Genomic DNA, 15,833 nt, shown 5'->3' with positions numbered 1-15,833 from the left:
CAGGGGTCAGTTGCCGGCTTGGGGTTGGGCCTGGAAGGCGGTTCGTTCGCTCGGCGGGACGAAGTCGCGGACCGGTTGGTCGCGCAGGGCGAAGGCGAGCACCTCACCGACCGCGTTCACGATCTGGGCCTGCACCGCCTGACCGACAGCGTCCCGGGGATCGTCCGGGTTCGCGGCCATCGAGGCGACAGCGAGCTGCGGCGTGAACGCCACCACCGTCTCCGTCTCGTACCGCTCCGAGCTGCCGGTCTTGCCCGCCACCGGGCGGCCGAGCTTCGCCCGCAACCCGGGAGCGGTGGCGCCGTCACAGCGCCCGTACATCGACTGGTCGCCGACCGGGCAACGGGCCGCGTCGGTGGCCGCCCGCGCCACGTCCGGATCGAGCACCTGTCGGCAATCCGGCTTGGCGGCGTCGACCGGCCGGCCACCCGAGTCGGTGATCGAGACCACCGGCAGCGGTGCGCACCAGGTCCCCTCGGCCGCCACCGCGGCGTACGCGCCGGCCAGGTCCAACGGGGTGGTCGCGGCCACGCCCAGGGTGAACGGACCCCAGTCCTTCGCGCCGTAGCGGGCCAGCTTGGCGTCGGACTCGGCCCGCAGCACGATGCCGAGCCGCTCGGCCATCTCCACCACCCGGTCGGCGCCGACCTTCTCGGTGAGCCAGGCGAAGTACGTGTTCACCGAGCGGCCGAACGCGCTCCACATGGTGCGCGGGCCGTCCATCGACGACGGGCTGGCGTTCGCCGGGCACCACCGTCCGTCGCAACTCGCCGCCCCGGTCACCGGGAAGCGGGTCAGCAACTGGGTCGGCGCCACGAAGTCGGTCGACAGCGGCAGGCCGGCCTCCAGCGCGGCCAGCAGGGTGAAGAGCTTGAACGTCGAACCGCCCTGGTACCCCTCGATCGCGCCGCCGCCGGCGACCAACTGATTGACGGTGTTCGGGCGGTTCTTCTGCCCGACCGGGTTGTCCGCAGCGCTGTAGGTCCGGTTCACCGACATCGCCAGCACCCGCCCGGTGCCCGGTTGCACCACGGCGGTGGGCACCGCCTCGGCTCTGGTCGTCGGATAGATCTTCAGCACCTGCTCGGTGGTGGCCCGCTGCACACCCGGGTCCAGCGACGACACGATGGAGAAGCCACCCCGGCGCAGCGTGCGCTGCCGCTCGTCGGCGGTCGCCCCGAACGCGGACTGGCTGCTCCACCAGCGGGTGAACCAGTCGCAGAAGAAGCCCCAGTCGTTGTGCGCGTCGGGTACGCCCGTGCAGTCGTTCGGGGTCTCGCTGGGCCGCAGCTGCAGTGGCTCGGCACGCGCCGCCGCCGCAGCGTCCGCCGGCACCTGCCCCGTCTCCACCAGCCGCTCCAACACGTACGACCGCCGGGCCACAGCGCTGTCGGCGTCGCCGTTGATCGGATCGTCGCTGTCCGGCGAACGCACCAGACCGGCGAGCAGTGCCGCCTGGGCCAGGGTCAACTCGGCCGGGGAGCGGGAGAAGTACCGCTTACTGGCCGCCGCGATGCCGTACGCCCCGGCGCCGAAGTAGGCGATGTTCAGGTAGCGGGCCAGGATCTCGTCCTTGTCGAGCTCCCGCTCCAACGCGAGCGCGTACCGCATCTCCTGCAGCTTGCGGACGGTGGTGAGCTCGGTGGCGGCGTCCCGCTGCGCCTCAGTCAGCCGGGGGTCGTTGCTGAGCACGTTGCGGACGTACTGCATGGTCAGCGTGGAGGCGCCCTGCCGGGTGTGGCCGTCGCGCTTGTTGACGGTGAACGCGCGCACCACGCCCCGCAGGTCGACCCCGCTGTGCTGATAGAACCGGACGTCCTCGGCCGCCACGATCGCCCGGCGCATCACCGGAGCCACCTCGTGCAGCGGCACGTCCACCCGGTCCTCCTGGTAGAAGGAGGTGATCAGGGTGGTGCCGTCGTTGGCGTAGAGGTTGGAGCGCTGCGCGGTGGGCGGCGTCCGGAGTGTGTTCGGCAGCTCCGAGTACGGCGTCGACAGGGCGCTGAAGCCGATCCCGAAGACCAGGGCCACGGGCAGGGCGGCGGCGGCCAGCACCAGTCCGGCCAGCACGCCGGCGATCACCACGGTCAGCAGTTTGTCGAGTTGGGCCCGGATCATCAGCTCTCCCCGCAGGAGCCGGTCACGCTAGGACCCGTTCAGAATGACCCGGAACGCCCCTTTAGCCCTGGGTTTTCCCCAAACCCGGAGGAAACTCGCACCACGCTCAGGGCAGCAGCGCGCCGGCCAGCGGGTGGACCGTCTCCTCGATCTCGTCGGCGACCCGGCTGAAGCACTGGTCGCCACGACCCCACGGGTCGTCCAGATCATCGGTGGCCAGCGCCGAGGCGCCCAGCCGTGCGTCGTGGGCCGCCGCCACCAGGGCCACCCCCCGGGCGTACACGGCCTCCGGGGTGGCGTCGCCCGGCGGCAGTGCGGCGGCGTCCACCGCGGCCAGCAGCCGGCCGAACTCGCCCAGCACGAACGTGCGGGCCGCCGCGTCCGGACGAAGCGCCACCACGTACTCCTGCTGGTCGGCGGTGGCGGTCAGGACCAGGTCGGCGGCGTCGATGTGGTCCGAGCGCAGCTTGCGCGCGGCGAACCCCGCCACGTCCCCACCACGGCCGGTGACCTGCCGTGCCGCCGGCGGGTTCATCTCCTCACCCGCGTGCCAGCCACCCGTGCCGGCGCTGTGGCTGTGCACCAGTTCCTCGGCCTGAGCCGGGTCCTGCGCACGCCGGGTCAGCCGCTCCCGCACCGCCAGGGCGAGCAGCCGCTCCGCCATCGGCGAGCGGCAGATGTTGCCCATGCAGACGTGCAGAACCGTGAACGGGGGCACTCAGACCGCCCGACCGTCGACGAGATCCGGGACCACGTCACGCAGCTTCTCCAACGGGATCGCCCCGGCCCGCAACAGCTGCGGCACCTCACCGGTCAGATCCACGATCGTGCTGGGCACCGGGTCCGGGCAGGGGCCGGCTTCCAGGTAGGCCCGCACCGAGTAGCTGAGCTGGTCACGCGCCTCGTCGGCGGTGACAGCGGCCGGCTGGCCGGTCTTGTTGGCCGACGAGACCGCCATCGGGCCGGTCTCGCGCAGCACCTCCAACGCCACCGGGTGCAGCGGCATCCGCACCGCCACCGTGCCGGTTTTGTCACCCAGGTCCCACTGCAGGCTCGGCGAGTGCTCGACCACGATCGTCAGGGCACCCGGCCAGAACGCCTCCACGAGATCCCGAGCGGCGGTGGGCAGCGAGAAGACCAACCCGTCCAGGGTGTGCCGCGAGCCGATCAGCACCGGCGGCGGCATCTGCCGACCCCGGCCCTTGGCATCCAACAGCGCTTTCACCGCGTACGGGGTGAACGCGTCCGCGCCGATCCCGTACACGGTGTCGGTCGGGAGAACGACCAGCTCGCCGTTCTTGACCGCCTCGATTGCCGCAGCGATGCCGCGGTCCCGATCGGCGGGCGACCGGCAGTCGTAGAGCATCACGAGGAGTCAGTCTGCCACGCCGCCCCGATCGGGGCGTGCTGGCCGTCCGCCCGTCGGGACGCGGTCGCGTAGCGGGGACGCCCGGTGAGGTCCAGATGCTCGGCGACAGCGGTGAAGCCGCCGTCCTCGGCGAGCAGCCCGGGCACCGCCGCGCCGTGGGTGTCGTCGTGTTCCACGCCGAACACGCCCCCCGGGCGCAACAGCACCGCCGCCCGGGCGACGACCGGTCGGATCACCACCAGCCCGTCCGCGCCGCCGAAGACCGCCTCGGCCGGGTCGTGCCCGGCCACCTCCGGCGGGACCACCACGTCGTCCGGCACGTACGGCGGGTTGCAGAGCAGCACGTCCACCCGGCCCACCAGCTCCGCCAGCAGGTCCGGCGCGGTCACGTCGGCCTCGACCACCTCGATCGGCCGGTCCCCCGCCGCGGCGCGCTCCGCCGCGTTGCGCCGCAGCCAGGCCAGCGCCGCCGGGGACCGCTCCACCGCGATCACCCGCGCTCCCGGCAGCTCCTGAGCCACCGCCAACGCGATCGCGCCCGAGCCGCTGCACAGGTCCACCACCACCGGGTCGGGCCGGCCCCGGGCCTGCTCGACACCCCAGCCGGCCAACAGCTCGGTCTCCGGCCGGGGCACGAAGACACCCGGGCCGACCGACAGCTCCAGGTGCCGGAACCCGGCCCGACCAGTCAGGTGCTGCAACGGCTCACGCGCGGCGCGGCGGCGGATCAGCTCGTCGAGCCGCGCCAGCTGGTCGTCGCCGAGATCGTCGGCGAGAGCCAGCCGACCCCGGGGAACCCCGAGCACGTACGCCGCCAGCACCTCGGCCTCCACCCGGGCGGAGCCGACCCCGGCGGCGGCGAGCGCGCGGGCCGCTCGGGCCACCGCGGCGGACGGCCGGATGGGGCCTGTCCCTTCGGGGGGGTGTTGCGGCAAAGTACTCACGACATAATCATGAAGCGTCGCGGACGACGTGACGAACAGGTGCGCGCAGGCGCGCACGACAGGAGGTTGGCGGGTGGGCTGGCTCGACCGGGTCGATGACCAGGTTGACGCCCTCACGCACGCCCGGGCGTTGCAGGAGGCCAGCCGGTCCGCGGAGTCGTACGTCCTGCTGGAGCGTGTGATTCGCACCACCACCGACCCGGCGGCGCGGGCGGACGCGATGGTGCAGCGCCTCTCCGCGCTGATCAATCTCGGTCGGACGGCGGAGTTCACCCGGGCCATCGAAGAGGCGTCGGCGGCGGTCCGCGACCTCGCGGAGCCCTACCTGCACGGTCACCTCAACGCGCTGGCCGCGCTCGCCGCGCACCACCAGGGAGCACTGGACCGCTGCGTCATGCACCTCGTCCGAGCGGCCCGGGCGCTGGGCGCCGTCGCCGACCCGGACCGGGACACCGCCTGGGGCTGGCACGACCTGGCCATGGCCTACAGCTACCTCAGCTTCCACGGTTACGCCCTGGGCGCCATCGAGCGGGCCCGGCAGCTCGGGCTGACCGCCGGCATCCCGGAGGAGACGTTCGCCGCGCCGGGCATCCGGCTGCGCAACGCCGTGGCCCTGGACCACAACGGCGACAGCGACGGTTGTCTGCGGGTGCTGCGGGACGTGGCCGCCGACCTGACCCGCTTCGTCCGCGCCGGGCGGGCCGGCCAGCTGCGCCCGAGCAGCCTCGCCGCCTACGGCTACGCGGCGGCCCGACAGGCCGCGCTCGGCGACCAGGTGGCTTCCGAAGGCCCCGAGCCGGCCCGGTTGATCAGCCACGGTGGGGACAGCGCCCGCGCCCGCGACCTGCGGCAGCTCGGGCAGGTGTGCCTCGCCGTCGCGGACGGTCGGCCGATCGAGGCGGTCGCCCGACTGGACACCGTCCAGGTGTCCAACGAGACGCTCGGGGCGGCCGAGCCGGCCCGGCTGCGCAGCATCGCGTTGACCCGTGCCGGGGACCACCTTTCCGCGCACCGGGCCGACCGGTTGGCGTTCCGGCTCGCCGCGCAGCGCAACGACAGGCTGCGCGACGTCTACATCGACGGCATCGCCGCCCGAATCGACCACGAGGAGATGCGCCGCGAGGCGGCGCGCTTCGAGGGCGAGGCGTTGACCGACCCGCTCACCGGGCTGCCCAACCGCCGCCGGCTGGAGCGGTACATCACCGCCGTGGTCACCCGTGGCGAACGGGTGGTGATCGGGGTCTGCGACCTGGACGGCTTCAAGGCGGTCAACACCCGGCACGGGCACCACTCCGGCGACCTGGTGCTGCAACGCATCGCCGGTGTGATCAACCGGGTGATGCGCCGGGGCGACTTCGTGGCCCGCTACGGCGGTGACGAATTCGTGGTGGTGCTGCCGGACACCGGCATGGCCGAGGCCGCCGAGGTGGCCCGCCGGATCGAGGCCGCGGTCCGACTGGAGGACTGGGAATCGTTGGTCCCGGGCACCCCGGTCGGCGTGAGTATCGGTTTCGCCGAGGTCTCCGGTGGCAGCGGGCTACGCGACGCGCTCAGCGTCGCGTTCGAGCAGGCCGACCGCGAGATGCTCCGCGCCAAGACCCGCCCCCGAGCGAGCTGATCGCCCCAGTCAGTTCGATGTCGCGGTCAGCGACGGGTCAGCTCGGTATCGCCGGCGAGGCGGGCGGCCCGGTCGGCCTCGGTGAGGGCGTCCAGCACCCCGTCCAGCTCGCCGCCGAGCGCCAGATCCAGGTTGTACGCGGTGTAGCCGATTCGGTGATCGGTGATCCGGTTCTGCGGGAAGTTGTAGGTGCGGATCCGCTCCGAGCGGTCCACGGTACGCACCTGGGCCTTACGCGCGTCCGACGCGGCGGCGTCGGCCTGCTCCTGCGCGGCGGCGAGCAGCCGGGCCCGCAGGATCCGCATCGCCTGCTCCCGGTTCTGCAACTGGGACTTCTCGTTCTGGCAGGAGACGACGATGCCGGTCGGCAGGTGGGTGATCCGCACCGCCGAGTCGGTGGTGTTCACCGACTGGCCGCCGGGGCCGGACGAGCGGAACACGTCGATGCGCAGGTCGTTCTGGTCGATCGTGACGTCGACGTCCTCGGCCTCCGGCAGCACCAGCACCCCTGCGGCGCTGGTGTGGATCCGGCCCTGCGACTCGGTCACCGGGACACGTTGCACCCGGTGCACGCCGCCCTCCCACTTGAGCCGCGACCAGACGCCGTTGCCGCCGTCCGGCACACCCTTGGTCTTGATCGCCAGGGAGACGTCCTTGACCCCTCCGAGGTCGGAATCCTGTGCGTCGATCACCTCGGTGACCCAGCCGTGCCGCTCGGCGTACCTGGTGTACATCCGCAGCAGGTCACCGGCGAACAACGCCGACTCCTCGCCACCCTCACCGGCCTTGATCTCGACGATCACGTCCTTGGCGTCGTGCGGGTCGCGGGGGATGAGCAGCTCGGCGAGGCGCTCCTCCAGCACCGGCAGGGAGCCGGCGATGGCGTCCGCCTCACCGGCGAAGGACGGGTCCTCGGCCGCCAGCTCGCGAGCCGCGGCCAGATCGGCGCGGGCCTGCTCCAACTCGTCGGCGGCCTTGTGCAGCGGCACCAGCTCGGCGTACCGGCGGCCGACCCTGCGCGCGGTGGCCTGGTCGGCGTGGATGGCCGGATCGGCCAACCGCTTCTCCAGCTCCGCGTACTCGTCGAGAAGGCCGGCCAGACGCTCGCTGCTCATGCTGCGGATGCTCCTTCGACGGTGCGCGACGACCGGGCCGGGCCGGGAGGCCAGCGGCCGGGCGGAAAACGGGGAAAACGCGGACGGCGCCCGCGTCCGGCGGGAAACCGGACGCGGGCGCCGAACGAGGAGTTACTTGGCCTTCTTGGCCTGAACCTTGGCGTACTTCTGCTGGAACTTCGCGACCCGGCCGGCGGTGTCGAGAACGCGCTGCTTACCGGTGTAGAACGGGTGGCAGGCGCTGCAGGTCTCGGCGTGGATCGCCCCGCCCTTGGCGGTGCTGCGGGTCGTGAACGTGTTGCCACAGGAGCAGCTGACCTCGGTGGTCACGTACTCCGGGTGGATGTTTGCCTTCATCTCGCCTCGGTCCTCTCGTTGGTGGTCGCCGGGTCGCCGTCATCGCTCGTCGCGCCGTACGCGACGGGCTCGGGCGTGAACCGGAACCGGTGGCCGATTGACCAGTGTGCCATGGGCCTGAGCCGACCCGGTAATCGGGCCGCACACCTCGTCCGGCATCGTCAACACGTGCCTACCCGTCCGCATTCCCGCCGCCCGACGGGGCATTCGCGCACCCGGCGGTCCGCCGTCAGGTACCCCGCCCGGGGTACGCCCGTCGAGCCGGAGGTGTGCCGATGACCCGCCTGATCGCCACCCGGGGACTGCCCGCCTCGGGCAAGACGACGTTCGCCCGGACGCTCCAGCCGTCCGTCTCGCGGGTCAACCGGGACGACCTCCGCCGGATGCTGCACGGCGAACGACTGTTCACCCAGTGGGCCGAGGCGCAGGTGACCGCCGTGCAGCAGGCTCAGGTCGAGGCGCTGCTGCGCGCCCGGGCGGACGTCTGCGTGGACGACACCAACCTGCGGGCGCGGACCCTGCGGGGCTGGGCCGAGCTGGCCGCCCGGCACGGCGCGGATTTCGAGGTGCACGACTTCACCGACGTGCCGCTGGACGAGTGCCTGCGCCGCGACGCCGCTCGCCCTACCGCCGACCAGGTCGGCGCGGACGCGATCCGCCGGCTGCACGAGCGGTACCTGGAGGGGCGAACCCTGCCGTTGCCGGTGCCCGAGGCACGTACCGGACGCCCCGCCGTGCTGCACCCGCCGTCGACCGAGCCACCGGAGATCGTCCTGGTGGACATCGACGGCACCGTCGCGCTGGCCGTCTTCCGCAGCCCGTACGACATGACCCGGGTGGGCCAGGACCAGCCGAACACGGCGGTGATCGCCGCGGTCCGGGCGATGCACGCCGCCGGGTACGGGGTGGTCTTCTGCTCGGGGCGGGACGCCTCCGCCCGCGCGGCCACCGAGGCGTGGCTGGCCCGGCACGTCCGAGTGCCCTACCTGGGCCTGCACCTGCGGGCCGTGGGCGACTCCCGGAAGGACTCGATCGTCAAACGGGAGATCTACGACCGGGAGATCCGGGACCGTTACCGGGTGGCCGGCGTCTTCGACGACCGCGCCCAGGTGGTCCAGATGTGGCGAGCCCTCGGCCTCACCGTGTTCCAGGTGGCCGACGGCGACTTCTGAGCGCGAGCAGGGCCCTTCGTCGGGGAAGGGCCCTGCTCGCTCTCACCTGGTGAGGGCGATGGTGGCTTCGGCGCGGACGGTGTTGACGGTGACGGTGAGGCGTACCGGGGCGCCGAGGCGTAGCGCCGTCAGCGTGCCGGTGGCCGGATCGAAGCGGGCGGTGTGCCACGGGCGCACCCCGGCCGCCGAGCCGATGTACACCTCCGGCGACGCCGACCAGTCGGCGCTGACCGGCGCGGCCACCGGGACCGTACGCCCACCGGGCTGGGTCAGCGTGGCACTCACCGACACCGGTGTGCCCACCGCGACGCTGGCCGGCGCGGTCACCGTGAGCCGGTCGGCGTGCGCGTGGAACTCCGCGTCCACCCAGACCGGGCCTGCCGCGAGCGGGTCACGGCGGGCACTGTCGGCCTCGGCCGGAGTGACCGGGTCCACGCCGAACTCCGTCCAGCCGGTAAAGCCGCCCTGGTCGGCGGGGGTGGATGGCGTCTTGCCCGCGTTGCCGTTGATCACGTAGGGCACCCCGTCCACCCGGTCGGCGTGAAAGGTGCCGACGTGCCCGCCCACGAACAGCGCGCCCTTTCCGGTGCGGTGCTGGAAGTCGGCCATCCACTGCTCCAGCAACGCCGCCTCCTTGCGGTCACCGAGCTGGCTGGCCTGCGCCGGGCTGGGGTCGCGCGCCGGGTGGTGGTGCAGCACGACGACGGAGCCGACCCGCCGGTCGGTGGCCGCCGTGTCCAGCGCCTGGCGCAGCATCCGCACCTGGTCGAAGCCTCCGCCGCGCAGCGTGCCGGTGGACGAGTTCAGCGTGACGAACCGGGTGCCGTTGTGGTCGAACACTCGTGAGGTGGCACCGAAGGCGGCCTCGAAGTTGCTGATCGGCGCCCCCATGATCTCGTGGTTGCCGGGCACGTAGTACCAGGGCAGGGCGTCGCCCAACTCCTCGTCGAGAAGGCGCTTGGCCAGCGCGAAGTCGGCCGGATAGGCGGTGTCCACGAAGTCACCGTTGATCAGCAGGAAGTCCGGCCTGGCGGCCTTCACCTCGCGCAGCGTCCGCCGGGCCTGGGCGACCAGGTCACTGTCCGGGGCTGCGGCGACGAACTGGGCGTCGGAGAGCACCGCGAACCGCCAGGGTGCGCCGTCGACAGTGCCGTCGCGGATCACCACCCGATCGGTACGCGGCGCCACTGCCGGCACGTCGACAGTCGGTGGCACCTTCGCCACCAGATCGTCGATGATCACCTCGCTGGAGTACTGCGCCGCGGCGTTCGTCTCGGCCACGTAGAACCGGCGCACCCGCACCGGGTACTGCACCCCGGCCGGCACCGCGAACTCCACGTACCGCCAGCCCGTCCAGGTGATCAGTGGGCCGCGCAGCACGTGCTGGGTGTCCTGGGCGTCGTGCAGGTGCAGGCTCGGCCACTCTCCGGTGCCGTTGCCGTGGATCCACATGCCGAACGCCTGCGGTTGGCCGGGCACCTCGATCCAGGCGGGCGGGTCGGCGTACGCGGCCCGCGTGCCGGTGGACTGACTGAAGTCGTACGCCATCCGCAGGCCCGTGCCGGTGTGCCCCGGCGCCGGCGCGACCGACCCACTGGCGCGGGCCTGGCTGAACCGCCAGGACCCGGCATCGTCGAAGCCAGCCACCGGCACGTCGGTCAGCCCGACGGTGACCGGCAGGACGGTGCTGGCCCGTCCGACATGAATGGTGACCAGGCCGGAGCCGGTGTCCCGCAGCGCGCTGACCGCGAGGTTGCCGTCCGCGTTCGGGGTGATCCGCAGCAGGTCACGGTCGTAGTCGAGGGTCAGGTCGGCCGGCTCGATCGGCGCGGTGTTGCCGTCGCCGTCGTACCCGACCACGCCCACCAGGGCGTTACCGTCGCGGCCGGTGAGGCCGACCCGCGGCACGGTGGTGCCGACCCGGGCCAGCGGGCCGAGCACGGTGAGGCCCCGCGAGCCGCTGGCCCGGCCACGTGCCGCAGTGACCGTGCCGGCCCCCGGTGCGCCGGCGTGGAACACCCCGTCCCTGTCGACCCGGCCGCGTACCGCCGGGGTCACTCGCCAGGTGGGCGCGCCGGCCGCCGGGCCGTACGTCTCGTCGTAGCCGGCGGCCGTGAGGACGCGGGTCAGACCGGGAAAGACCCGGTCGGGCCGGCCACCACGCACCGGCGAGATGCCCGGGGCGGCGGTGGGGTCGCTGGCCGTCTCGACCCAGTAGCCGGTGAGCCGGCCGCTGCCCTTCGGCGCGTAGATGGCCAGACCGTTGGGCACGGCCCGCTCGCTGCCGTCCGACGGGCCGTTCTCCACCTGCACGGCCGGTGCGCCCGGCTCCCGGGCCAACAGCGTGGACGAGCCGCCACCGTCCAGGTTGAGCGCATGGTGGGCACCGAGCTCGGCCATCATCCGGCCCATCTCGGTCTGCGTCACGCCGCGGCTGTCGACCTGCCGGCCGTCCACCGTCAACATGATCATCTTTCGCCCGTCGGCGCTGAAGCCGACAGCGGTACGCGGAGCCAGCGTCGGGTCGGCAATGCTCTGGACGACGCCGTCGCGGACCAGCACGTTGCCGCCTCCGACGGCCGCGTGCAGGCTGCTGCCGTCGGACGGCTTCGGGCGCCAGGCCACCGTCACCGGGTCACCAGCGCGAAGTCCCGCCAGCGCGTCCGCGCCGGCGTCGCGGCCGAGCAGCACGGTGCTGCCGGCGGCGATCGGGCCGCTGCCGGCCACACCGCTCACCCCGACCACCCGGCCGCCGGAGACGGTGACCTCGAACACCCGGGCCGCGCCCTCCACCGCCCGCTGCCGGGAGTACGTCCCCCAGAGTTCGGTGAACGCGCCGATGCCATCAGCCTGCACCATGTTGTTGAACTGGGTCAGCGGCACCGGCCCGGCGGGCAGCGTGGCGCTGCCGTCGAAGTTCACCTCGATCACCCGGCCGAGCCCGCTGGTGGTGACCGCCACCGCGTTGCGGTGACCGTCGACCCCCGACTGAATCAACTCGCCGTCGCGGATGCCGACGCCCTGAGCGGCACCGGAGTTGTTGATGTCGAAGAAGTCGCCGTTGATCGCGGCGACGGCGCGCGTGGCGTCCGCCGCCTTGCGCAACGGCTCGGCCCGGCTGACCGCACCGGAGTTGACGTAGTCGACGGTGGACCCACCGGCGAGGTCAGTGGTGAGCGCGTCGGCGCGCAGCCAGCCATCGGCGTCGTACCTGTCGAAGGAGGTGAGTTGCACGCCCGGGGCGACCGGCCGGGTGGCCTTCGTGGTCTCCAGTCCGCCGGCCGGCTCCAGACCGTCGGCGCCCGAGGTCGCGGCGGTCGCGGCGGGGTCGGTGACCAGGCCGACCGAGCTGGACGGCCACGACGACGCGGGCGGCGCGTCCTCGGCGACGGTGGACGGGGCGACGACGGTCGGGGTCGGAGGGGCGGCGGTGGCCGGCAGCGGCGCGGCCAGCGAGAGCAGCGGCGTCAGCAGCAGGACGCCGGTGCGGCGGGCGGTTCGTCTGCGGGTACGCATGGACGACAGTCAACCCGGTCATGAATAGAAGTTTCAAGACCCTTGGATTGAAGCGAAGGAAAACTCCACAATGACATCGTCGGGGGCAGCGGGCTGGGGACATGACGAAGGGGCACGGCCACAACGGCCGTGCCCCTTCGTCGGTCAGCGCAGGAGGGTCACTCCCCCGGCGTCGACTTCGCGATCTGCATCAGGAACTCGATGTTCGTGCGGGACTGCTTGAGCCGGTCCAGCAGGAGATCCATCGCGGCCTGCGAGTCCAGCGAGTGCAGCACCTTCCGGAGCTTGTGGATGATGGCCAGCTCTTCCGGTGCGAGCAGGACCTCTTCCTTACGCGTACCCGACGGGTTGATGTCGATGGCCGGGAAGGTCCGCTTGTCGGCGATCTTCCGGTCCAGCTTCAACTCGGCGTTGCCAGTACCCTTGAACTCCTCGAAGATGACCGTGTCCGCCATGGAGCCGGTCTCCACCAGCGCCGTGGCGATGATGGTCAGCGACCCGCCGTTCTCGATGTTGCGGGCCGCGCCGAGGAAGCGCTTCGGCGGGTAGAGCGCGGTGGAGTCGATACCACCCGACATGATCCGGCCGCTGGCCGGCGCCGCCAGGTTGTACGACCGACCGAGCCGGGTCACCGAGTCGAGCAGCACGACGACGTCGTGCCCCAGCTCGACGAGCCGCTTGGCCCGCTCGATGGCCAGCTCCGCCACCGTGGTGTGGTCCTGCGGCGGACGGTCGAACGTGGCCGCGATGACCTCGCCCTTGATCGACCGCTGCATGTCGGTGACCTCTTCGGGCCGCTCGTCCACCAGCACCACCATCAGGTGGCACTCCGGGTTGTTGCGGGTGATCGCGTTCGCGATCGCCTGCAGCACCATCGTCTTACCCGCCTTGGGCGGAGACTGGATAAGTGCCCGCTGGCCCTTGCCGATCGGCATGACCAGGTCGATGACCCGGGTGGTCAGGATGTGCGGCTCGGTCTCCAGCCGCAGGCGCTCCTGCGGGTAGAGCGGAGTGAGCTTGTAGAACTCCGGACGACGCCGCGCCTCCTCCGGCTCCATACCGTTGATCGTGTCCAGCCGCATCAGCGGGTTGTACTTGTCGCGCCGCTGGTCGCCGCTGTTGCCGCCCTCGCGGGCCGCCCGGACCGCGCCGGTGATCGCGTCACCGCGGCGCAGGCCGTACTTCTTGATCTGGGACATCGAGACGTACACGTCGTTCGGGCCGGCCAGGTAGCCGGTCGTCCGCACGAAGGCGTAGTTGTCGAGCACGTCGATGATGCCGGCCACCGGGACGAGCACGTCGTCCTCGCTGACCTGCGGCTCACGCCCGCCGGTTTCGGCACCGGTCTCGGTGCGCTCGCCGCGCCCGCGGCGACGGTCCCGGAAACGGCTGCGCCGGCCGCGCCGGCCGCCACCCTCGCCGTCGTCGTCGTCGCTGTCCCGCTCGGCACGCTGACCACGGTCGTTGCGGTCGTTGCGGTCGTTGCGGTCGTTGCGGTCGTTGCGGTCACCGCGGTCGGGTCGGTCGTTGCGCTCAGCCCGCTCACCGCGGTCGGCACGCTCGCCACGGTCGTTGCGCTCGCCACGCTCGGCACGCTCGCCACGGTCGTTGCGCTCGCCACGCTCGCCTCGCTCGCCTCGCTCGCCACGCTCGCCTCGATCGGTCCGCTCGGTCCGGTCGATCCGCTCGGCACGCTCAGTCCGGTCGGCACGCTCGGCACGGTCGGTCCGCTCGGTCCGGTCGGCCCGCTCGGCCCGCTCCGGACGCTCGGCCCGCTCGCGGCGATTCTCGCCACGGTCGGCCCGCTCGCCGGTTTCCGCCTCATCGGTACGCGTCTCGGCCGCACGCGTCTCGCTTGCACGCGTCTCGGTCGCACGCGCCTCAGCGGGGCGCGCCTCGGTGGCACGGGCCTCTGCCGTCGCGGTCCGGCTCCGCCGGGTGCGGCTACGGCCCTCGGTCTCGGCGGCCGGCTCGGCCGGCGTCTGCTCGGCACCGCGACCTTCGGCGGCCGGCCGGTCGGCGGTCTCCCGCACCTCGGCGCGCACCCCCTCACGGGTCGGGGCGGCCGCGGCCGCGACCTCGGCCCGGGGTCGAGGGGTCCCGGCGGCGTTGCCGCCCTGCCGCTCGGAAATCGCGGCGATCAGCTCGCCCTTGCGCATGCGAGCCGTGCCGGAGATGCCGAGCGACGCGGCCAGGCTCTGCAGCTCTGGCAGCAGCATCGCCGACAGACCGGTGCCGCTACGCCGACGACGGGCGGGAGCGGCGGCGGTGGCATCGCCAGCGACGTTGGAAACATCCGACGTCACGTCGGTGGTGTCGCTCAATGGATTCCTTCCCTCGATAAGGCCGGGACTGCCCGGAGTCGGAGCTCAGGTGGCCGGGCGGCCTCGGTGCACCCGCCTCGCAAGGACGCGTCGCGGGAGTCTGTGACACAGCAGCCGGTCGGTATCCCGACTCACCAACGTCGGTGAGCAGGTCTCGCCGTCTGCGGCGACCTGTGGAAACTGCGGTGCGGCGTGGGCCTTTGGCAGGGGTAGACGGGCTGACCGCCGAGAGCTTCGGGGGTGCGCCGCCCCGCAGGAGATCGCGTGCTTCGCGGCTGTGCTAGGTCTAGAGCGTAATCAACTCTTCCGACCTGCGGCAACAGGGTCCCGCTCGGCGTGTCCAAGTCTACCCCGCGCGACCCGCGCGCCGCTGACGTCTATCGGTAACTGCCAGATCTCCCAGTCTGTTCCCACCGGGAAGCCCGCTGGAGGCTCGCTGAGCGCCAGCACGGTCGGCCCCGCCCCACTGACCACAGCTGCCACACCGGCCGCTCGCAACGCGCTGACCAGGGCAGACGTGCCTGGCATTCCGGCTGCGCGGTAATCCTGGTGGAGTCGATCGACGGTGGCCGGCAGCAGCAGGGTCGGGGACGTCGTGAGCGCGTGCACCAGCAGCGCTGCCCGCCCCGCGGTCAACGCGGCGTCGCCGTGCGGCACGGTGGCCGGCAGAGCCGCCCGCGCGGTCGCGGTCAATCCGCGTTCCGCCGGGACGAAGACGGTGGGCCGCACCGCGTCGGCGACCGGCAGGGAGACGGCCCGGGCGCCGCCCGGCTCGGACCAGGCCACTGTGAAGCCGCCCAGCAGGCACGGCGCCACATTGTCGGGGTGACCCTCGATCTCGGCGGCCAGCCGGAGCGCCGCGGCGTCGTCGAGGCGGTGCTCCCCATCGACGACGAGGGCCCGGGCCAGCAGCACCCCGGCGACGATCGCAGCGGACGAGGAGCCCAGCCCACGCGCCTGGGGGATCCGGTTGACGCACTCCACGCTCAGCCCCGCGGGGTGGGCACCGAGCACGTCGAACGCGGCGCGCATGGCCCGCACCACCAGGTGTCGATCGTCGTCGGGCAACTCACCGGCGCCCTGCCCGGTCACCGTCACCCGGACACCGCCCGACGCGACCTCGGCGGCCACGTCGTCGTAGAGCCCGAGAGCGAGACCAAGCGCGTCGAAGCCCGGGCCCAGGTTGGCGCTGGTCGCGGGAGTCCGGACCCGAACCGGCCCGGCGGTGAAGTTCGTCGGCACGCGCTCATGCTAGGGCCCGGCACCGACGAACCGGCGTCACGCCCGCTGCCTGGGACCG

General features: G+C 72.6%; 11 protein-coding genes. 2 read left to right on the top strand and 9 right to left on the bottom strand.

The window, feature by feature from the left end; translation table 11 throughout:
- Positions 1-6: 6 nt before the first annotated feature.
- The 4 genes from ABZU74_RS27835 to prmC all read right to left on the bottom strand — a co-directional run bounded on the left by ABZU74_RS27835 (position 7) and on the right by prmC (position 4,431).
- The gene (locus tag ABZU74_RS27835) at positions 7-2,118 is read right to left on the bottom strand and encodes a transglycosylase domain-containing protein (protein ID WP_355429742.1); all 2,112 of its coding nucleotides are present in this window, start codon (positions 2,116-2,118) and stop codon (positions 7-9) included.
- Positions 2,119-2,224: 106 nt separating this feature from the next.
- A complete protein-coding gene (locus tag ABZU74_RS27830; RefSeq protein ID WP_355429740.1) occupies positions 2,225-2,836 on the bottom strand; it encodes a phosphotyrosine protein phosphatase in 612 nt (203 codons plus the stop codon).
- A complete protein-coding gene (locus ABZU74_RS27825) occupies positions 2,837-3,484 on the bottom strand; it encodes an L-threonylcarbamoyladenylate synthase (RefSeq protein ID WP_091406475.1) in 648 nt (215 codons plus the stop codon).
- Entirely contained in the window at positions 3,484-4,431 is a 948-nt protein-coding gene (prmC, locus tag ABZU74_RS27820; protein ID WP_355429737.1) for a peptide chain release factor N(5)-glutamine methyltransferase, read from the bottom strand. The genes ABZU74_RS27825 and prmC overlap by 1 nt, the downstream gene beginning before the upstream one ends.
- Before the next feature lie 73 nt (positions 4,432-4,504).
- Here prmC and ABZU74_RS27815 point away from each other — a divergent pair, with 73 nt between their 5' ends.
- Positions 4,505-6,049 carry a GGDEF domain-containing protein gene (locus ABZU74_RS27815; protein ID WP_355429734.1) on the top strand — a complete coding sequence of 515 codons (1,545 nt, stop codon included), beginning with the start codon at positions 4,505-4,507 and terminating at the stop codon, positions 6,047-6,049.
- A 26-nt stretch (positions 6,050-6,075) separates the two neighbouring features.
- Here the strand turns inward: ABZU74_RS27815 and prfA are convergent, their stop codons facing one another.
- Together prfA and rpmE are read right to left on the bottom strand one after the other, a co-directional pair.
- Positions 6,076-7,164 (bottom strand): peptide chain release factor 1, encoded by a 1,089-nt coding sequence (prfA, locus tag ABZU74_RS27810; RefSeq protein ID WP_355429731.1) that lies wholly within the window; start codon positions 7,162-7,164, stop codon positions 6,076-6,078.
- A gap of 132 nt (positions 7,165-7,296) precedes the next feature.
- Positions 7,297-7,521, bottom strand: coding sequence for a 50S ribosomal protein L31 (gene rpmE / locus ABZU74_RS27805; protein WP_030333150.1), 225 nt, complete (start codon positions 7,519-7,521; stop codon positions 7,297-7,299).
- Positions 7,522-7,796: 275 nt separating this feature from the next.
- Between rpmE and ABZU74_RS27800 the strand changes: the two genes are divergently transcribed.
- Positions 7,797-8,693, top strand: coding sequence for an AAA family ATPase (locus tag ABZU74_RS27800; RefSeq protein ID WP_355429727.1), 897 nt, complete (start codon positions 7,797-7,799; stop codon positions 8,691-8,693).
- Positions 8,694-8,735: 42 nt separating this feature from the next.
- Here ABZU74_RS27800 and ABZU74_RS27795 read toward each other — a convergent pair whose 3' ends face one another.
- From ABZU74_RS27795 to thrB, 3 genes are all read right to left on the bottom strand, one after another.
- Positions 8,736-12,209 carry a phosphodiester glycosidase family protein gene (locus ABZU74_RS27795; RefSeq protein WP_355429724.1) on the bottom strand — a complete coding sequence of 1,158 codons (3,474 nt, stop codon included), beginning with the start codon at positions 12,207-12,209 and terminating at the stop codon, positions 8,736-8,738.
- 158 nt (positions 12,210-12,367) lie between these two features.
- Positions 12,368-14,533 carry a transcription termination factor Rho gene (rho, locus tag ABZU74_RS27790; RefSeq protein ID WP_355429722.1) on the bottom strand — a complete coding sequence of 722 codons (2,166 nt, stop codon included), beginning with the start codon at positions 14,531-14,533 and terminating at the stop codon, positions 12,368-12,370.
- 297 nt (positions 14,534-14,830) lie between these two features.
- Positions 14,831-15,775 carry a homoserine kinase gene (gene thrB, locus ABZU74_RS27785; RefSeq protein WP_355429720.1) on the bottom strand — a complete coding sequence of 315 codons (945 nt, stop codon included), beginning with the start codon at positions 15,773-15,775 and terminating at the stop codon, positions 14,831-14,833.
- Positions 15,776-15,833 lie beyond the last annotated feature (58 nt).

Origin of the sequence: Micromonospora sp. NPDC005171, from assembly GCF_040608575.1 — a bacterium.
In the GTDB taxonomy this organism is placed as follows: domain Bacteria; phylum Actinomycetota; class Actinomycetes; order Mycobacteriales; family Micromonosporaceae; genus Micromonospora.
This window is presented reverse-complemented; position numbering and strand designations above follow the sequence as displayed.